The 18,713-nt window shown below is 35.1% G+C and carries 17 protein-coding genes, 2 pseudogenes and 1 other annotated feature; of the genes and pseudogenes, 12 read left to right on the top strand and 7 right to left on the bottom strand.

Translation table 11 applies throughout. From position 1 onward, the window contains the following. The first annotated feature begins 23 nt into the window (after positions 1 to 23). From HNR50_RS15885 to HNR50_RS15865, 5 genes are all read left to right on the top strand, one after another. Positions 24 to 2,081 carry a DEAD/DEAH box helicase gene (locus HNR50_RS15885; protein WP_184747769.1) on the top strand — a complete coding sequence of 686 codons (2,058 nt, stop codon included), beginning with the start codon at positions 24 to 26 and terminating at the stop codon, positions 2,079 to 2,081. Continuing rightward, entirely contained in the window at positions 2,078 to 2,749 is a 672-nt protein-coding gene (locus tag HNR50_RS15880) for a DUF2290 domain-containing protein (protein WP_184747768.1), read from the top strand. Before HNR50_RS15885 ends, HNR50_RS15880 begins: the two co-directional genes overlap by 4 nt. A 4-nt stretch (positions 2,750 to 2,753) precedes the next feature. Next, complete coding sequence (locus tag HNR50_RS15875) at positions 2,754 to 3,338, top strand: hypothetical protein (protein WP_184747767.1); 585 nt, start codon at positions 2,754 to 2,756, stop codon at positions 3,336 to 3,338. Between the two features lie 45 nt (positions 3,339 to 3,383). Further along, complete coding sequence (locus tag HNR50_RS15870) at positions 3,384 to 4,733, top strand: hypothetical protein (RefSeq protein WP_184747766.1); 1,350 nt, start codon at positions 3,384 to 3,386, stop codon at positions 4,731 to 4,733. A 146-nt stretch (positions 4,734 to 4,879) separates the two neighbouring features. Then, positions 4,880 to 5,851 carry a hypothetical protein gene (locus HNR50_RS15865; protein WP_184747765.1) on the top strand — a complete coding sequence of 324 codons (972 nt, stop codon included), beginning with the start codon at positions 4,880 to 4,882 and terminating at the stop codon, positions 5,849 to 5,851. 259 nt (positions 5,852 to 6,110) lie between these two features. Here the strand turns inward: HNR50_RS15865 and HNR50_RS15860 are convergent. Then, positions 6,111 to 7,189 (bottom strand): annotated as a pseudogene (locus HNR50_RS15860) (IS3 family transposase). Between the two features lie 241 nt (positions 7,190 to 7,430). Here HNR50_RS15860 and HNR50_RS15855 point away from each other — a divergent pair. Genes HNR50_RS15855 through HNR50_RS15845 form a run of 3 tightly spaced genes read left to right on the top strand, consistent with a single transcriptional unit; the run spans position 7,431 to position 8,325 of the window. Then, positions 7,431 to 7,571, top strand: a complete 141-nt coding sequence (locus HNR50_RS15855) for a hypothetical protein (protein WP_184747764.1) — start codon at positions 7,431 to 7,433, stop codon at positions 7,569 to 7,571. Then, positions 7,571 to 8,008, top strand: a complete 438-nt coding sequence (locus HNR50_RS15850) for a hypothetical protein (RefSeq protein ID WP_184747763.1) — start codon at positions 7,571 to 7,573, stop codon at positions 8,006 to 8,008. The genes HNR50_RS15855 and HNR50_RS15850 overlap by 1 nt, the downstream gene beginning before the upstream one ends. After that, on the top strand, positions 8,008 to 8,325 hold the full coding sequence (locus HNR50_RS15845; protein WP_184747762.1) for a hypothetical protein: 318 nt from the start codon (positions 8,008 to 8,010) through the stop codon (positions 8,323 to 8,325). The genes HNR50_RS15850 and HNR50_RS15845 overlap by 1 nt, the downstream gene beginning before the upstream one ends. A gap of 365 nt (positions 8,326 to 8,690) precedes the next feature. Here HNR50_RS15845 and HNR50_RS15840 read toward each other — a convergent pair whose 3' ends face one another. Further along, a complete protein-coding gene (locus HNR50_RS15840; protein WP_184747761.1) occupies positions 8,691 to 9,530 on the bottom strand; it encodes a hypothetical protein in 840 nt (279 codons plus the stop codon). A 322-nt stretch (positions 9,531 to 9,852) separates the two neighbouring features. On the opposite strand from HNR50_RS15840, the gene HNR50_RS15835 reads away from it, so the two are divergent. After that, positions 9,853 to 10,566: a phospholipase D family protein gene (locus HNR50_RS15835; protein WP_184747760.1), complete on the top strand. Its 714-nt coding sequence runs from the start codon at positions 9,853 to 9,855 to the stop codon at positions 10,564 to 10,566. Between the two features lie 159 nt (positions 10,567 to 10,725). Here HNR50_RS15835 and HNR50_RS15830 read toward each other — a convergent pair whose 3' ends face one another. From HNR50_RS15830 to HNR50_RS15820, 3 genes are all read right to left on the bottom strand, one after another. Further along, the gene (locus HNR50_RS15830) at positions 10,726 to 10,893 is read right to left on the bottom strand and encodes a hypothetical protein (RefSeq protein WP_184747759.1); all 168 of its coding nucleotides are present in this window, start codon (positions 10,891 to 10,893) and stop codon (positions 10,726 to 10,728) included. Positions 10,894 to 10,936: 43 nt separating this feature from the next. After that, a complete protein-coding gene (locus HNR50_RS15825; protein WP_184747758.1) occupies positions 10,937 to 11,269 on the bottom strand; it encodes a hypothetical protein in 333 nt (110 codons plus the stop codon). 177 nt (positions 11,270 to 11,446) lie between these two features. Continuing rightward, a complete protein-coding gene (locus HNR50_RS15820; RefSeq protein WP_184747757.1) occupies positions 11,447 to 12,637 on the bottom strand; it encodes an RCC1 domain-containing protein in 1,191 nt (396 codons plus the stop codon). Between the two features lie 304 nt (positions 12,638 to 12,941). Here HNR50_RS15820 and HNR50_RS15815 point away from each other — a divergent pair. Together HNR50_RS15815 and HNR50_RS15810 are read left to right on the top strand one after the other, a co-directional pair. Further along, positions 12,942 to 14,112: pseudogene (locus HNR50_RS15815) on the top strand (IS3 family transposase). Continuing rightward, positions 13,220 to 13,336 (top strand) — a sequence feature (AL1L pseudoknot). It overlaps the preceding pseudogene by 117 nt. A 353-nt stretch (positions 14,113 to 14,465) precedes the next feature. Further along, a complete protein-coding gene (locus HNR50_RS15810; RefSeq protein ID WP_184747756.1) occupies positions 14,466 to 15,437 on the top strand; it encodes an exonuclease/endonuclease/phosphatase family protein in 972 nt (323 codons plus the stop codon). 609 nt (positions 15,438 to 16,046) lie between these two features. Here HNR50_RS15810 and HNR50_RS15805 read toward each other — a convergent pair. Together HNR50_RS15805 and HNR50_RS15800 are read right to left on the bottom strand one after the other, a co-directional pair. Next, entirely contained in the window at positions 16,047 to 16,964 is a 918-nt protein-coding gene (locus HNR50_RS15805) for an NADase-type glycan-binding domain-containing protein (protein WP_184747755.1), read from the bottom strand. Continuing rightward, positions 16,961 to 17,932: a YARHG domain-containing protein gene (locus HNR50_RS15800; RefSeq protein ID WP_184747754.1), complete on the bottom strand. Its 972-nt coding sequence runs from the start codon at positions 17,930 to 17,932 to the stop codon at positions 16,961 to 16,963. The genes HNR50_RS15805 and HNR50_RS15800 overlap by 4 nt, the downstream gene beginning before the upstream one ends. Before the next feature lie 445 nt (positions 17,933 to 18,377). On the opposite strand from HNR50_RS15800, the gene HNR50_RS15795 reads away from it, so the two are divergent. Continuing rightward, entirely contained in the window at positions 18,378 to 18,704 is a 327-nt protein-coding gene (locus tag HNR50_RS15795) for a hypothetical protein (protein WP_184747753.1), read from the top strand. Positions 18,705 to 18,713 lie beyond the last annotated feature (9 nt).

Raw genomic sequence — 18,713 nt, 5'->3', positions numbered from 1 at the left:
AGTACTATGAAAAGGATAACAAGATGGTAGAAATTATTCGAGGTGTAATAAAGAAACAAGGTTCATCTTCGCTATTAGATAATGCATTTCAAGATATGGATTACAATGGAATGCTTTTTCTGGGATATCCTCTTATAGGTCTTGGAACAGCGATAGATGCCCTTTTTATCTCTGAAGAATTTGGAGTTATAATTTTCGACCTTGTTGAAGGGACGGATTTTTCAGACAGAATTGAAATTCAAGACGAGCTATTTAATGTTTTACAAGCCAATTTATTAAAGAATAAATCACTCACAAACAGAAGAAATTTGCTTGTTGATATTGATGTAATTTCATTTGCACCAGGTTGTAGCGGCTCTAACGATTCATGCCTATATGATAAGGGTGATGTTAAGCCATATCTTGAAAAAAAAGAAAGATGGAAACATCCTGAAATATTTGAATCTTTAGTATCTGTAATACAAGTTGCCACAAAAATTAAGAAAGCAGAAATTAAAACATTTACAGAAGATAATTCGCGAGGGGCTAAAATTGCAAAAGTAAATGCTGCAATAGCTACTCTTGATAGAGAACAAGCAAAAGCAGTATTGGAAACAAGTGAAGGCCTTCAGAGAATTCGAGGATTAGCTGGCTCTGGAAAAACTATAGTATTGGCAATGAAAGTTGCATATTTACATTCAATCTACCCAGAATGGAAAATTGGAGTAACCTACCATACAAGAGCACTTAAACAACAGTTTGAATCACTAATAACCAAATTCACTATCGAACAAATCTCACAGGAACCAACAGAAAATCTTAAAATCCTTCAAACTTGGGGAAGTAGTAATTCTCCTGGAATTTACTATGATTATTGTAAATCGCATGGTCTTGAATACTATGATTTCAGATCCGCAAAATCCAAATGTGGATTTGATGACCCTTTTGATTTTGCCTGTTCAACAGCTCTTGAAGCGACAGTAGAACCAAATCCACAGTTTGATATTATATTAATCGATGAGGCTCAAGATGTTCCAGAGTCCTTCATCAAACTTTGCCATAACTTTGTAAAAGATAATAAGCGTCTTGTTTGGGCATATGATGAGCTTCAGCAATTAGGGACTCCTCAAAATCTCGATATCGAAGAAATCTTTGGGAAAGGAACAGAATTGCGCAATAATGCTGGTAAACCGAAAGAAGACATAATCCTATATAAATGCTACCGGAATTCACGACCAACATTAGTTACAGCACATGCCCTTGGTTTTGGAATCTATAGGAATGAAGGACCAGTTCAAATGTTTAGCAATGAAACATTATGGTCTGATGTGGGGTATGAAGTAACCCGTGGAGAATTAGAATTAGGAAAAGACGTTAGACTCGAAAGAACTTCAGATTCATCACCCTTATTTTTAGAAAAGATAGATAAAGATTCTGAAATTATTAAATGTGAACTTTTTTCTGGATTTGATGAGCAGGTTAAGTGGGTGGCAAACGATATTGAAAACAATCTTAAGAATGAAGAACTATCTTGTAATGATATAATTGTTATTTATTCAGATGCCAGAAAAGTGCAAGAAAAAATGGGACCACTTCGAAAAATGCTTTTAGAAAAAGGCATTAAATCTCATATCGCAGGTGTGAATACATCACCAGATGCTTTTTTTCAAAATGACTCAATAACATTTACAAGTATATTCCGAGCAAAAGGGAACGAAGCTGCTTTCATATACATAGTTGACTCTCAATTTTGTTACTCTGGTTATAATTTACAAAAGAAGAGGAATATCCTATTTACTGCAATTACAAGAAGCAAAGGATGGGTTCGTATCTGTGGATATGGTGAAGAAATGGAGGGGTTAATTGAAGAATATGAAAAAATTCGAGAAAAAGATTTCACATTAGATTTCAAGTACCCGACCAAAGAAGAATTAGCTTTAATGGAAACTGTTTACAGAGATATGACTCCTCAGGAACAAAAATCTGTTGAAACATCAAAAGAATCATTAAATTTGATACTTTCTTCTTTGAAAGAAGGAACCATAAAAAAAGAAGATATACCAGAGAATATAAGAAAATCTCTTTTGGATCATTTAAGTTGAAAAAAAATAAGCAAACTGAAATTTTGAAAGCTATAAAAGAAATTCTCTTGTTTTTGATTGAGAAAGGTCTTGCAACAGATCAAAATCAACCTATTCTAAAAGAAAGTCTGATTTCTTGGGCTAACTATACACCAGGTATTGGCTTTGGTTCAAATATAGATTATTTGACTATTTATTCTGAAATAGAAGAATCGAAAAATTACACAATTAAACTAATCGATGGAGGATTGCTTCAATACTATTACAAAACCGACAGACGAAAGATTATTGAGCATCGATTGGCATTCTATCCAAGCCCATTACTCGAGGATTATGATTCCGCTTTTATAGAGTATGAAATCGATGAGTTATATCTTGAAGTCGTTGATACATACCTATTGAAAACGCCTTTACGATTTGATTACGATCAAGATGATGAGAGGCATAAACTCGTTCTCGAACCAAAATCTCATTTACATCTCGGACATACAGAAAACTGCCGTATTCCTGTTTCAAGACCTATTTGTCCTTACTCATTCACAAAATTCGTTTTATTAAATTTTTACAATGCATTTTACAAAAGATACTCAACCGAAGCCCTATTTTCAAAAAAAATAAATACAGGAGAAAATACTATTCATGCGGATGAGCAGAAAATCTTTTATTTAGAGATAGCAAACAAAGGCTAAATATATGACCATCCCCAAAACACCAAAGGGTATATCCAACCGTATCACCAAAATCCGCTCCCAGCTCTCAGCCTTTAAACGGGAGTACGGTTTCATCGATGATGGAGGCGGTGCCAGGTACTACCTCTTCTATCTCTACTTCCTCTTGGGTGACAACCGCCGATCTTCTGAGTATATTCGTTGGTTCCAGAAAGATTTTCCAGACGACAGCGGTGAGCCATTTGCACTCCTGTGTTGGGCGCTGATTCTCCACCGAATGGGGAAGGATGGTAATTACATCCTCGCCAGGACTATGCTCTCCAACATCTATCTCCTCCCTCACCTTCTGGGAGAGGAGATGCCAGAAGAAATACCTCATTCCTCCAATTGGAATGGAGCTGACTTCCTAGAATATACGCCGGAGAGGATTCTGGAAGCCATTACAGATGATGATTTGTCCTGGATTCGGGAGAGGTTTCATTCGGAAAGATTTCAGAAGGTGTTGAATCGGCATATTGAAATTGAGAAGGAACTGGAAGACACCCCCAGGGGAGATAGACGTTCTGCTCTGGTACATGAATTGTATAGTCTTCTGGATGGGTGGCGGTAATGTGGAAAATTTTACCTTTTAGGAGATTTAAGACCGGAGGTTACTATGAGAAAATCAGATAGGTGGACGCTAATGTCCTTAAATTATAGCGATCTAAACCACTCTGATTTATTCAGAAATAATATCCATGAAAGGCTATATCACACTGACATTCTTGACGAACTGGAAATAAAAGTAAGTCAACAAATCATGACTTTCATTTCTACTGAACCTGATGAAATCAATTATATCGGAATTAGTATTCGAGGGAATAAAACTGCATCAAAAAAAAGAAGATTCAAAATAATAAAAGCTCTCGAATTATTGGAACCTATTACAAAATCAACTCTTCTTGAAAAACTTGAAAAATCATTCCATCAATCGACAGAAAAGTTCTTTGATAAATCAAAATTTCTTCTACCAAGTAAATTTGGTGAAGCTCTTTTCTCATACATATATAATGAAAATGAAAGTGTAAAAAATCAATACCAGAAATTGATGGACTCATATGATCAGGAGAATGTCGCTGACTCGGTAGATAGAATAGTCTTTAATCAGAAATCAGAGATAGAAGCCATCTCTCTTGCTCTGAAAGCGTCTGGCTTGTTTGATTCATACAAAGGTTTCTTTGAACAAGGACACGAGAGTACTCAGGGATTCTTGAGTGGCATCAATTCAATCGATGTAAGAGAAGATTTACAAATTATGAATGATTCCAACATTTTCGATAATTGGAATTTAACAAAGAAAGATATTTCAGGTCAGGCTACTTTTTCAAATGGTTCAAGGCAAGTACATATAGTGTATGCGAATCGAACCCCTATCGAAGAAAATATAGGTGTGGACCTTCTATATTATGATGAATTCAGCAAAAGCTTTGTCATGGTTCAGTATAAAAGATTAATCGCTGAAAATGCCAAATGGGTATATCGTCCAGATGCTGACTCAAATCATCAAAAAGAGCTTGATTTAATGGATTCATTCGAATCTTCTCAATTACTTAGAAAAGATGAAGACTATAAATACAATGATGACATATTCTATTTTAAGCTCTGTAAGAGTAAACAGAATAGGATAAATGGATCACTATCCGTCGGAATGTATCTACCTAAATCATATTGGAAGCATCTACTTAAATCAAAGAATACCTTAGGACCTAAAGGAGGTAGAGTTTTCACCTATGATAATGTCCAGAGTTATTTGACTAACACAGCCTTTATTGAGCTTATAAAATCTGGACTTATTGGGAGTCGATTAGAAGATGCTGCACATATTGAAAGTATTATCAAAGAAATTTTGGAAAGTAAAAAAGTCGTTGATTCTATCAAGAACCAGAAAGATTTTCTGACAATAGTTAGATTCAGAATTAATTTGAAAAATCTTCAAGGTAGAGTAGTTGAAATATGTCCCTATTGAAAACTTCCGACTTTAATGCTATTTTGAATCATCCACATGACTCTTATAGTTATGATTTCATCAATCGATTTTGATGGATGTTGGTGCTCCATAACGAAAGATTGATTTATCTGTGGCGTTTAGTCGCCTAAATTATGGAGGAAAACATGAATAACCCAAAACCAAAGAAGTACTCAGTTGAATGGTGTGAACAATATCACCAGGATGATAGCCGTTTTTACGGTGTTATCATCAAGAACCTGAATACAGAAAACCAAACTGTCTCTGTAAATATGGAAAGATTTTGCGATTACTTTCATATTCACGATAAGAGAAAGACCCTCAAATCAAATAAGAATAGTCTGCTCTATAAACCAGCGAAATCAAGGGCTCTCGATTACAATATCAATGTGATAAAGAAAGAACTTCAACGTATAAAGAATGAGTGGCTCAACACTCAGAAGATATTCATCGACCAATTCCTTTCGGAAATCAAAGGACATGACTTCACCCCGATTGATGATGATAATCTTCAAATGGGATATGTCGATTTTGATGAGGCAGAAGTCAATGCTCGAATTAAATCAGCATTGTCACACCAATACGCAGAATATAAACGCAATAATCTCTACTTCAGCCTCTATGCTCAATACTACCACCAATTAGCAGCGCAAATTGATGCAACTATCATCAAGCTGCTTACAGAAAATGGGTGGGAAGATGACAAATACAATCGAGGAGTTCTACTTGCCTTCAAGGGGCCCAATAACGCATCCGAATTATCAATCAAAGAACTCAAATCGTACCGGCATTACGAAAAAATGTATGCAATTTGGAATTTTCTCAAACATAACAGTGGTTCTACCTATCAAACAGTCAAAGACCATTGTCCAGAAGTCTTAGTTGAAAGTGAATATGAACAAGGTGATTTAGCCTGCTTCTTCATCCAATTTTCAAATGATTTGATAGAGGAAACAATAAACGGGATGCAGGAGTTCTTAATTCAATACTGTGAAATAGTCTTTGGAGAGAATGAAGATGAAGCTGGATGGAATCATGATGACTTTTTTCTTGCCTATGTGACAGCAGAAATCAATGAATATATTGACCCGATGGGCTTTGGAGCAGAATTTTATTAGTCATCCATATAATACATAACCGCCATTATGTTATACAATAATGGCGGTTTTAAGAAATACAATAGCACCTTTTCTGAGATAAATAATAGATTGATACAATTCGTTGACCTATAGAATGAGTCTTGATAGAATCGAATCAAACGACGACAAGGAATGTCTATGATAAATATATTACTTCCTTTCAAGGGAATTGCAGTACTAGGCTTTTTACTCAGTGTGTAATCCCCCCATTTTTGATGGGCTTCATAAGTAGATTAGTTTAAGCAACCGGTGTTTTCATCCTTGGAGGAATGCCTCCGATTGCTGAATTAGGACGTTCGTTTTATATGACCATAACCAATCTGTAGCAAGTTTTTGTGTCTGATCAATCGATTATAAATTTACTAGATCCAACCATTCATGACGAACAGTTCTATTGAATCTTTCAATATAAGCATTCTGTGTTGGCTTTCCTGGTTAGATGAATAATAGTTCTATCCCTTTCTTTTCTGCCTAATGTTGAAGCTCCGCACTGATGTATTCTGGTCCATTATCACATCAAATAGCAATAGGCTTCTCTCTTCATTCAAGCAGTTGACCAAGAGATCTGATGATTCTTGGAGCCGGTAAGGACAGATCAACATCAATGGCCAATCCTTCCCGATTGTAATCATCAATAACATTGAATGTTCGATACTTCCTCCCATCCGCTAGAGAATCTGTCAAAAAATCCATAGACCATACCAGATCCGGCTTAGAAGGGCCATCTAAAGCATCAGGTTTGTCTCTCTTCAATCTTTTCCTTGGTTTGATCCTAAGATTCAAGATCTCTGTAGATCCTGTAGACGCGTTTATGGTTCCAGTGAAACTTCTCAACATTTCTCAAATAGAGAAAACATAAACCGAAACCCTAGCGCTTATAAGTAGTCGTCAATCGGATCAACCAGTCTGCTATTAGCTTTTTTTCTTCTGATATTTTGGGTTGGAATCTGTAGCATGTCTCACTGATTCGAAATGCCTTACAGGCTAAATTGATTGAAATTTCTCGTTGTAGAACATAATGCTGTGCCTTCTGTTTTTGATATGATGACTTTACCACTTTTTTGTGAGAGCGTCCTGTACTATTTCAGCTTTAAAGTATTCCTCAGCATACATTTTCTTAAGTCGTTCATTTTCGGCTTCAAGCTCTTTCATCTTGGACAATAGAGACACATCCATACCTCCGTATTTTGATCGCCACCTGTAAAAAAGGGCTGTACTAATGTTATTTTCCCTGCAAAGATCGGCTACTGGAACTCCATTTTCAGCTTTTTTGAGTATAGCCATAATCTGGCTATCGGTATAACGTGACGTCCTCATGTAGAAACTCCTTCAAATAGAATAAAGATAATTTCTACTTATGACGACCACTAGTTTCGGGGGGATTACAATAAGTCTAAATAATGATTTTTATATAAAGCAGAGAATCTAACAAATACTCGATTAAGTATCTAAAAATATAAGTATAAAAAAAATTAGACAATAAAGAAATTGTTTATAAATTGACAGACAACCTAGCATATAGCAATAATATCTGTATTACAACTTTAAGAGGTATGAGATGAGTGATGAATATTTAGAGCAGGATCAAACAGACTGGGGTGAGTTAAGAGAGGATCAATCCGACTCTGAGACATGGAACAATCAGGATGCAGCTCAAGACATCCTAAATAATTCTGGGAATGAATATACTCAAAGATGATGGCTGTATTAGATTTCATTATTTACTATATAGTTCCATTAGCCAGTCTGTCGCTCCCAGTTTTTGCTATAATTGAAATTAGAAATTTGGTAAGAACAAATACAATCACAACGGTTCTCAATCTCGAAAACGAATTCAATACTCGAAAAACTCAATTGAATTCTGTATCTAGAGAAATTCTACTTAATAAAGAAGAGTTAAATAATAATCCAGATCTACGAGAAGCATTGAGGGGAGATTTAAAGGCAGCTAAAGAAAACTATCTAAATGCTTTGGATCGATTTTGCTTCTGTATAGACAAAACTTATATCAGAGAAAAAGAATGGAAGACGGAGTACTTTGATTTAATTGAAAATGTTGTTGATCGAAATAAAGATGAATTTAAAGGAATATCGAAATACAGAAACATACAACGCTTACATAAAAGGTGGATATAATGAAAGATGATTTTATTGAAGAAGATGATTTAGATGATTCCGAGAATGATGATAAAGAAAAAAAATCTCATAAATCATTATTTAAAAGAGAAGGATTAGTCGAGGAACAAAAAGATCCATCTAAATATAAACGAGCTGCAGTAAGAAGAAGAAGCCGAGACACTCTTCAAAAAAGCATTAATGATGATTGGATATTTTACAAAAAAGAATTTATTCTTTCAGAAAGTCAGAGTGATGATGAAACTTGGGATCAAGCAAATCTTGCAGAAAACGTCCTAAAAGCTAGTTCAGAAAAAGGCATAGACAAACAGAACTAGCTAAGAAATATAGAATAAAATTGATAGGCAAAAAAACGGAAAAGTAATTCTACAAGTGGTCGAATGTAGGTGTGAGACTGATGTCTGGAAAACTATATTAATTGGAAACACTTATTTGATATATTTGTTTTCACTGTGACTGTAGAGAACTCATTATATTCGGGATAAATTGATTCTATCCATTTATGTGATGCATTAAATCAGTATCAGTTTGAAATATTGCTAATGTTGTAATAATAGCTGAATTATGTATTTACCCAGTTTGTAATAAACCACTGTATGATAAATCAAAATAATAAGTTGTAAATTAATGTAAATTTTCTGAATAAGTAGGGACTCGACAATATGAGTCCCTACTTATTTTACTAGCTACTCAGACTAATTAGCTCTTCAAGCTTTAATATCTCATTCTCATTAAAACAATAAAATACATCAATGAAGCTATTTTGATCTGTAGTTTTAAAGATGAACGATGAACTTAACCTATTGATAAGATCAAAATAAACAGTCTCAGAAAAGTTCTCTTTTGAAAGCCTGATAATAATTTTTGATTTTGTATTTTTATTTAAATAACTTAAAAGTTCTACAACAGGCTCTGTCTTGACCTTCTTGAAATACTTATCAATAACTACTTCCAATAATCTAGTATTCTTAATGAAGTAAGATGGGAATGCTTCTTGATCTTTAATGACTCTTAAATCTCTTAGACCAGGAAAAGTAAATTCTTTACCTACACAAGTATTTCGATTATTAGAGTAATTATATTCCAGAATTGAAGGGATCGTAAGCTTACCTCCGTAGAGAATATCACTTTCAACACGATAATGAGTTTTTGAGGCATAGTCTGATAAAAATCCTGAGAGATTATAGCTATACCTTAGTTCATCATTTAAGTAATCAATTATACGCTTTTTTCTTCTTCTATTCGATGGCTGAACATCATCTCTAGGATGAAATATATTCTTACTGATAGCTTTTTCTCTCCAGTAACTGATTTTACCAATTATATAGGGGAATTCGCTGTTGATATTGTTATAGTTTATTTTTTTAATTTTATCTTTTAAAGATATAGGATCAGTCTCATCAATAATATACTGATGAAAAAAATGTACTAGTTCTTTATGAGATAATTTAAGTTTTTTTTGATAATGGTTTTCTAATTGAAAAGTAAGATCTTTAATATAATTAGTAAAGTCGAATATCATATATCACTCCTAATGAACTTTCCCGGATAAGTATAGATATAAAAGTGAATATGTATAGAAACATAAAATAATATCAAGCAGTGCACTCTAGACTTTGCTTACCGGGATGAGCTTAGGCATACTGCAGGATACCTTCTTGATTATACTCGATAATATCTGAGATCTTGTCAAGAAAAAATTGTCTACTTATTCTCTATATTTAGGGAAACACAAAAAGACATTGAGAGATGCCTTATTGTGCAATGTGTTTATAGAGTGAAATATTAATAGCCTATATAGGGAAAATAGGATATGATTTTCAATCATTTCACGGAGTACATAAATGGCTGAATACTTAACTACAACTGGCGCTTCTGCTGGAATTGAACGAATTATAAGAACTGCTAAAGAGCGGATAATAATATGTTCCCCCTTCCTGAAAATTTCAAAAATATTCTATGAGAGACTTCTCGAAGCAGATAATAAAAATGTTGAAATATTTATCATCTACGGAAAAAGTGAATTAAATGAAGATGAGTATGATAAAATCACAAATCTAAACAATATTTATCTTTACTATCTGCACGAATTACACGCTAAGTGTTATGCCAATGAGAATTCGATGATTATTACCTCCATGAATTTCTTTGAGTTCTCCCAGGAGAATAACAGAGAAATGGGTATCTTTATTGATAGGAAGAAGGATAAGGATCTTTTTGAGGATGCTTTAGATGAATTGAGAGCAATCAGAGACTTAGCTGAAGAAGAAAGAATAGAAGGCTGGGGACAGAGTCGTGGATTCAAAACAGAGAACAATAAAAGATATCGATATAATACTAATGAAGAACATTTAAAAGGATTCTGTATCAGATGTCGCGACAGAATTACTATAGCAACTGATTATCCATACTGTGATAAATGCTATTCTGTATGGGTTCAATTTCAAAATCCATTATATGAAGAAAACTACTGTCAGAAATGTGGCAGACAGAATAATTCCACGAAAGAAAGACCTCTATGCTTTAGCTGTTACAAAGAGTTGCAGGATAATTTCTAACTTTTTGAAGTATAAGCTGCATTCATGCTGTAACTATCAATGTGAACACTAACCAAATTGAAGAACATATCCTTAAATGGAAAAAAGAACAGAGGGCATGTAAGGATCGAGCAGAATACTTCATCCTTGAAAAACGGATTGAATGGTTAAGAGAGAAGCTCAGAGAATCCTCCAGTCAGTGACATCCTCAAAGTACTGAAGAAGTTCATAAATCCGCTTAGTCTCTTCCATCGCAGTAGTCTTACCTCTATATTTTGCTTGAAGATACCACCGCTTCAGTATTTCCTTTGCGAGCTGGATATCATGCCTCTTCGGTTTGTTTGCCATAGGAGGAGTATATATAAAACCGCAACATACGTTAAGTATTTAGTCATTCTAATCTTTGAAAAATGAGGGTAATCGATTCGGTTATTTTTTCTAAATTAGTAATTATGAAGAGTAATTTATCCTCTTCCAAGAAATGATACTGAATCATGACTTCTTCTCCATCAAAATCTTCAATATGAATAAATCCGTTTCCGATTTCATATTCACCGGATCGAAAGAGTTTATCAATGATGATTATTTCATCTACATCAACTCTTAAAGCTTCATAGGCAGAATCACCTACAATAACCCCCCAGCTCCCATTCAGAGATTCATCAGATGCAAAAAGAGTGGAACTTATAGAAATGCAGATTAAAAGAAAGATGTTTTTTTTCATATGACCTCTCCTCAATTAATATTTAAGCAAATAATGCTTTTTGACAATAAAAAACCTAAGCAAAAATTACTCAGGTTATTCATCAGTGTTTTTCGTTCAGATTAGTTTATCGGAAAAAGAATGTCAGTATCCGCATCAACTTTCAAGTGTATCATAAGAAGACTTTAATAGTGGAGTTTATTCCTGTTCTTCTAATGTTTGAAATATTACCTGAACTGGATAATTTCTATCGATATTTGTGCCATCTCCTAACTGTCCACTATGATTGTAACCTGACATCCATAGAGTTCCATCTTCTTTTAAAAATGCACTGAAAGAACCTGTTGCTGACACCATCTTAACATTTTCAATATGAATTTGATCAGGGGCTATACGGTCAATATAAGTTCCATCTCCGAATTCTCCATTTTTATTAACACCACAGACCCATAAAGAACAGTCAGTTCTAATAATTAGTGAATGATGTGATCCGGCAGTAATATAGGAAACATCCTCTAAAATAATTTGTGGCGTAAAGAAAGGATTAAGTTCTGAACCCATCAATTGTTGCCAATTTCCAGTTGCCCACAATTTTGAATCATAAGTTACATAAAGCGAATATCCATACCCAGCAGCAATTAAATTTACACCTTCTGCAATTTTTGAAAAATTAAATATATCTTCTGGGGTTCCTGAACCAATTCCAAGTTGTCCATTTGCATTTTTACCTGTTCCCCACAAAGAACCATCTTTTTTGATGATTAATGAATGCATATCTCCAGCTTCTATATCAATTACGTTTTTCAGTAAAAGCTGTGGTTCGTCAAGTATTTGAATATTATCACTTAAGCCTAACTGACCCCATACATTTGAACCAACACCCCAACACTCTCCATTATTTTTAAGGATAAGCGTATGAAAAGTACCTCCAGAGACTTTTACAACATCATCCATAATCTTTACTGGTTCATAATAATTTAGCTTATCAGGAACGCCAATTTGAGAATAATCATTTGCTCCTGTTCCCCATAATGAATTATCTTGTTTTATGAAAAAAGTTCTTTGTACAGCAGAAGAGACAGCTTTGACATCATAATGTAGAGGCTGCGGTTTCATCGAACTTATTCCAGTTGCTCCTAATTCTCCGTTTTTCTGCATACCAAATCCCCATAATGAGTTATCATTCATAAGAACCATCGTGTGGTTTCCACCAGCAGAAATTGAAATGATTTCTATACTATTCTGGTTATTATCGATTTGAGATGAGATCTCCTCATTAATGCTTTCTTGTTCGGCAATATACTTATCAACGCATGTGCAACAACCTGAAAACAAAATTGAGATTAGTAAACTGAAAATGAAAATAAAAGAAGATTGAAATTTGAACATATGAAACTCCTATCTGATTTTTTCATTTTATAATTATACCGTTTATTCTGAAACTGAATAGTTTTTTTCTCCATTTCAGCTGTTAATTAGATTCTTGATAGTCAAGTTCAAGAAAGTACACTTTTCAGGACTCCACTAATTAGATATGAGAAATTGAATAAAGAGTCCCGAAAAGTCTGTTAAAATATCTGAACGTTCTATAATGAAGATATCTTTTCGGTACACCTATTCAAAACATATATAAGGAGTCTCTATGAACCACCCCGGGTTTTCCGGAGACACAATGATATGAGAGGGCTGTGTTATGGGAAAACGAATCAGGTATGCTCAAGAAGTTAAAGAGCGTTCAGTGAGAATGGTCTTTGACCATGAAAAAGATTATGAATCTCGGTGGACAGCAATAATGTCTATCGTGTCAAATACAGGTTGCACTCCAGAGTCCTTAAGGAAATGGGTTAAACAGTCAGAAATCGATCAGGGATTGAAAGATGGTTTGTCCAGCGATGACCGTGTTCGAATCAAAGAACTTGAACGGGAAAATCGAGAGTTGCGCGAAGCCAATGAAATCCTGCGAAAGGCATCAGCATATTTCACCCAGGCGGAGCTCGACCGCCGAAAGAAATAATGATCGGTTTCATTGATGAGAACAGGGAAGATCATGGAGTCGAGCCTCTCTGCAAGAATATTCAGATAGCTCCTCTACCTACTACGCAATGAAATCTCGTCAATTAGATCCTGACCGGGAGCCACCGAGAGTACAATGCGATAATATTCTGGAAAATGAGATCCATCGGGTATGGTTTGAAAACAGATGTGTTTATGGAGCCAAGAAAGTCTGGCAGGCCATGAATAAAGAAAAGACTCCTGTCGCAAGATGCACAGTAGAGCGTCTGATGCGCTCTATGGGGCTGTGTGGTGTTATTCGCGGCAAGAAAGTCAGAACAACGATTCCAGCTAAAGATAACCGTCCTGATGATCTTGTGAACCGGGATTTTACTGCTTCCAGACCAAACGAGCTGTGGGTTGCCGACTTCACCTACGTATCGACCTGGAGGGGTTTTGTCTATGTAGCTTTTATTATCGTTGTCTTTTCGCGGATGATTGTCGGCTGGAGAGCGTCTATGTCTATGAAAACAGATTTTACACTTGATGCCCTCAATCAGGCATTGTGGGCAAGAAAGATAACGGAAAGGCTAATTCATCACAGTGATCGTGGATCTCAGTATCTGGCTATTTCATATACTGAACGGCTTATTGAAGCTGGGATTGATCCATCAGTTGGGAGTAAAGGCGATTCCTATGACAATGCCATGGCTGAAACGATAAATGGTCTTTACAAGGCAGAAGTTATTCATAAAGATGGTCCCTGGCGGTCCATTGAACAGGTGGAAGTAGCAACACTCGACTGGGTGAACTGGTTTAATAATCGCAGGATTATGGAACCTCTGGGATATTTATCTCCCAAAAAATTTTAAATGATGTATTATGAACAGGAAGAAAGTCTGGCTGTAAGTGCCGGACTCAAATAAAGCTGTCTCCGGGATTCACGGGGTGGTTTATTAACAGGTGAGACTTTCTCGGAACACGCATGGGAACCGGATTATTTTGGATACGTAGAGAGCGATAAAGTATATGTTATCGGAGCTTATGTGAGCATGACTGATCAAGATGGAGCAGGGCTCTGGGCTTTAACCGTTGATGATGGTAAAGTCTCAATCAAGACAATGTACTTCAGTCAGGGGAGTCGATATACTGGGATACCATATCAATTGCAAAGATGAAGTATCCTAAATTAGTCGATGTCGTTCTGGATTGATAGGACTTACTTATGAAAAAGAAGCTATTACTTGTACTCATATTAGCCAATGTATTCTTCCTATATTCTAATGAAAGTCCGGATACAATCACATTATGCTCTTTCAATATAAAATGGCTAGGTCATTATAAATCAAAGCGTTATGCAGATCTCGTCTCAATACTTAAAGATTATGACATTGTAATTATTCAAGAACTAGTATCCGCTCCCTATTACGGCGTATATCCTGACGGTGAAGAATATACAGGAGATGAGGATGCTCAGATTTTCTTTTTTCTTATGACTGAGAATGGATTCTCCTATGTTATATCTGAAGAGGATACTGGAACTATAGATGTAATTCATAAGAAGACATCATCTACTGAGTGGTGGGTTGCTTTCTATAAACCTGAGGTAGTTGAAATTGCTAATGATCTCCCATCTGGATTCCTTGCAGATGATCGTAGTAACCACCCTAACTTTGAAAGAGTTCCTTATGCCTTCCCATTCCGAACAAGTGAAGGTTTTGATTTTTCACTAATCTCTGTTCATCTTCAACCGGGTGATTCCAGAAAGGAAAGAGAGAGGCGTGCGGGTGAATTGCATACAATTGAGGAATGGGTTGTTTTAAACTCTGAAAAAGAGAAAGACATCTTCATAGTCGGCGACATGAATCTTTATACGAGAGAGGAAGTTGAATCAGTAACTCCAGAAGGGTATGTATCACTGAATCTTGACTGCATGACTACTACAACAAAACTTGATGAGAATGGTATTGGTAAACCCTATGACCATTTCATGTACAATGTCACTGAGAGCTCGGGAGAGATTGATCTTGAATATAGGTTTGAGGTCATTAACCTTGTCAGTGAAATGGAAGCTCTCTGGGATGAACCTGAACCTTATATAGGTAATCCTTATATATATCACGACAAGTTCAGTCAGCTTTATTCAGACCATAACCCTGTGGTTATCAGGTTGTTTAATGTAGAGGATGATGATTAATGATATGAAAGAATACGATAAAGAGAATTATAAATATGAAATGACAATGGATTATGTTCCAGAAGACATAAATACACTTTTCTTTGTAGCATTTTCATAAAGCCTCACTTCTTGAAGAGTTCAAATAAACCACTGACGATGCAAATGAGAGATATGATTATACATATTGGAGCATAAAACCATTTCGGTTCCAAAATAACGATTTCTGGTTTATCAGGATTGAAACGGATTTGGACTGAATGCCTATCTTTTAGGTGTCCAGTGATAAGTTCTGCTGTATAAGTCTTACTATTGAAAGAATAGGTAACTCTCAAATTATATCGATTTCTTTCAACAGTCCCTGTTTTAGTATTTGCCAGATAGGTATCAGTCTCAATTGATGAAATCGATGCGTACTGCTTCTCCCACTGAAAAGATTGAATTTTCCTATACTCGAATGCAAACAGTAACAGTTGTATAACAAGACCGATGATCAGGAGGATTAGACCTTCCCTTTACTTAGCTTTAGTCAAAAGATCATCTCCACATTATTCACAGTTGCAAACAGCATTATATTAAGAGTCTCCATTCCCAAACTGAAGCGGACTTTACACAGATGATATATACAAGTCATTGGGTCAGACTCCTAAACCTCTCCACTTCTCTTACTAAAAACGGGGCATCTTCTTCATATCTTAATCCAGCACCCAGGTATGAGATACATGTATCATTCCACTTTTCACCAGGATAGACATCCAATATTTCAATCTCAACATTATTAGTCGGATTTGGAAAAAATATTGTTGTAAATTCAACAGTATCATTTAACTCATATTCAAACGATCTAAAATTGGAAGATGATAACCTGATTCTCTTTAATCTGTTATTGTACTTGAACAGATGTCTCTTATACAAATCGATATAACCATTCAAAATGACTAAATAATCTTGCTTTTTGTTTAGAGATAGGGAGATTTTCTCTCCTTTTCCATCATCAGACTTGCCTTCCACCCAAGGAATAGATGCTCTATTCCAAAACCTGAATTGTTCTCGACCTTCACCTTGAATATATAGGTCAAGAAGATGATCTTCAGAGTAATCAACAACACCATTTCTCAATGTTTCTGTAAGGTATGAGCTGGCCTGAATTTCAGAGATCCCATACTCATAATAAGGATTATCCTGATTTTGGATTCCTAAAAGACTTATGCTGGGTTGTACATAATCTTCATATGTTGCATTTAATTCAATTTCTTCAAGCGATGAAATTTCGAAATCATAATATCCAGGAATGAGGATATAATCCTTCTCATCAATCAACAGATGAGAATAGCCTAGACTATCCTCTTTCAAAGTATTGTAGTAGACACGACGAATAAATAAATCATCCATTTCATGAAGAAATGCCGTTCTTTCATGAACGAAAAGAAAGATTGGGATTTCTGTTGATGCATTGGAGAGGATTTTATTCCCTTTCTGCAAATCGTTAGAGAAAAGAAGATTATTTAAAATAAGAATTGCAATCAGTATATAGAGAGTTCTAGTCATCTACTCAACTCAGACTCATAATCCCGGATAAAATTGATGTTGTATTTCTCCTGATCCGTAAAGACTGTCTCAGAAAATTCAGGATTTGGCTGATACCAATCAGATTTCTCGAAAAAATCTTGTAAATATTGAGACTTAAACGTATATCCCCGGAAAGCAAAGATAGCATTCCTCATAATCCGTAACTGATTCCGATCTCGAAATCTTAAGCTTTTGTCAGAGACTTTTTCATCCTTTAGTGAGAAGTAGTCATTGGGATATCCCCAATACCCTCCTATCCCAAACTCATATAAGGGGGTATTTGATAATGTCAGATTGATCAAGTCTTCCAATTCAGGTTCATAATCCTTTAGAGTGACCTCATAAATGCCGTTTGAAATATACAGATAATCATAAGGCACTTTTTCAATATCGAGATCACGTATCCATTTACCAGAATTATTGATGACTCGAACTGTGAGAGATTTGATTGGATCAGCCCATGTACGACCTGTTCCCACTAGATATTCTACAGATTCAAAAAAACCATAGATTCCATAATCGGCTTCATATTCGAGTTGAACTGTCGTAATTATTTTTTCTTCGAACTCGATGTTTTTCTTATACCAACCAAGTACAGTCATATATTTTATTTTTTGACTTGATGGAATATATTCAGCAGGAATGATCTCTCCATTGTCGTAAATCATAGAGAAATCTCTGATCTTGGTCGTCGTTCCGGTCCCATATTTATATTCAGGAAACCCGGTCTCAAGAACTTTACGGTCTCCATGATTGAGAAAATCATATCTAACTGAGATATGGTAATATCTGGGATATAGCATGATAGTGATGATTTCATTCTCAATACTTATCCCAGGATCAGTCGTTGTTATATGTAAAGCCCCACCCGCTCCTTCAACAGCTGTATCATTTGCATATATTGAAAAACCGAGAATGAACAAAATGAGTACCAACAGTTTTTTCATAGAATATCTCCGTGACAAATATGCAGCAGTTTAACATGATGGTTCAAATTTGACGATGGCTTTCTCTTGTATGAGGTCTATCATTTTTCTAAACAATTTTCTCTTTTTGAGTTTGCCTTTTCTCATCTTTTTCTAAATCGTTTCTGTTAAGGAAAAACCTGATGAGTTGTAGACAGAATGTGATGTTATATGCACAGAGAATGATTACTACATATGTATTCTTATATAGGAATTTTTCCTATTGCAAAGTTATTCAAACTGTATAACAATGAATGTTAAGAATATCCTAATGCCCAAGATCTTAAGAGATGACCCGTTTTATATACACCACAGCCTATGCTTACCTGCCATTTCCCTTTTTCAGAATTGATATTTGATTTCATTTAGTGCAACCGATTTATTGTTTGTACAAATTACATAAAACTATTCTTTTAGGAGTCGTAGTATGAGATTTCGTCTTTATACTGCAGTCTTCCTCTTTTCAATCCTACTCATACTATTACTATCTTCATGTCAAAACAAAGAAGTCGTACTCACTATTCAAAATGAATCTTCTGATGTCTGTAATTCAATCAAAATAAAAAAAGCAACAGCATCTGATTGGGGATTGGAGGAACTTGATTCTGATCTGGACATTAATGAATCAACAACGATTATCTTAGATAAAGAAATATATGATTTTTGGATGATTTTTAATGCTTCTGAAGATGCAACTTATAAAGATGTAGATCTTACCAGTTTCGATATTTATAAATTTAATATTAAAGATTAAGGAAAGAAT

The sequence above is a fragment of the Spirochaeta isovalerica genome, assembly GCF_014207565.1.
GTDB classification, from domain to species: domain Bacteria; phylum Spirochaetota; class Spirochaetia; order DSM-2461; family DSM-2461; genus Spirochaeta_F; species Spirochaeta_F isovalerica.
This window is presented reverse-complemented; position numbering and strand designations above follow the sequence as displayed.

Coding starts and splice junctions, on each gene's coding strand:
- HNR50_RS15840 (WP_184747761.1), bottom strand. CDS start 9,530: ATGATATTCGACTTTACTAATTATATTAAAGATCTTACTTTTCAATTA.
- HNR50_RS15810 (WP_184747756.1), top strand. CDS start 14,466: ATGAAAAAGAAGCTATTACTTGTACTCATATTAGCCAATGTATTCTTC.
- HNR50_RS15875 (WP_184747767.1), top strand. CDS start 2,754: ATGACCATCCCCAAAACACCAAAGGGTATATCCAACCGTATCACCAAA.
- HNR50_RS15800 (WP_184747754.1), bottom strand. CDS start 17,932: ATGAAAAAACTGTTGGTACTCATTTTGTTCATTCTCGGTTTTTCAATA.
- HNR50_RS15855 (WP_184747764.1), top strand. CDS start 7,431: ATGAGTGATGAATATTTAGAGCAGGATCAAACAGACTGGGGTGAGTTA.
- HNR50_RS15845 (WP_184747762.1), top strand. CDS start 8,008: ATGAAAGATGATTTTATTGAAGAAGATGATTTAGATGATTCCGAGAAT.
- HNR50_RS15850 (WP_184747763.1), top strand. CDS start 7,571: ATGGCTGTATTAGATTTCATTATTTACTATATAGTTCCATTAGCCAGT.
- HNR50_RS15795 (WP_184747753.1), top strand. CDS start 18,378: ATGAGATTTCGTCTTTATACTGCAGTCTTCCTCTTTTCAATCCTACTC.
- HNR50_RS15870 (WP_184747766.1), top strand. CDS start 3,384: ATGAGAAAATCAGATAGGTGGACGCTAATGTCCTTAAATTATAGCGAT.
- HNR50_RS15865 (WP_184747765.1), top strand. CDS start 4,880: ATGAATAACCCAAAACCAAAGAAGTACTCAGTTGAATGGTGTGAACAA.
- HNR50_RS15825 (WP_184747758.1), bottom strand. CDS start 11,269: ATGAAAAAAAACATCTTTCTTTTAATCTGCATTTCTATAAGTTCCACT.
- HNR50_RS15820 (WP_184747757.1), bottom strand. CDS start 12,637: ATGTTCAAATTTCAATCTTCTTTTATTTTCATTTTCAGTTTACTAATC.
- HNR50_RS15885 (WP_184747769.1), top strand. CDS start 24: ATGGTAGAAATTATTCGAGGTGTAATAAAGAAACAAGGTTCATCTTCG.
- HNR50_RS15805 (WP_184747755.1), bottom strand. CDS start 16,964: ATGACTAGAACTCTCTATATACTGATTGCAATTCTTATTTTAAATAAT.
- HNR50_RS15830 (WP_184747759.1), bottom strand. CDS start 10,893: ATGGCAAACAAACCGAAGAGGCATGATATCCAGCTCGCAAAGGAAATA.
- HNR50_RS15835 (WP_184747760.1), top strand. CDS start 9,853: ATGGCTGAATACTTAACTACAACTGGCGCTTCTGCTGGAATTGAACGA.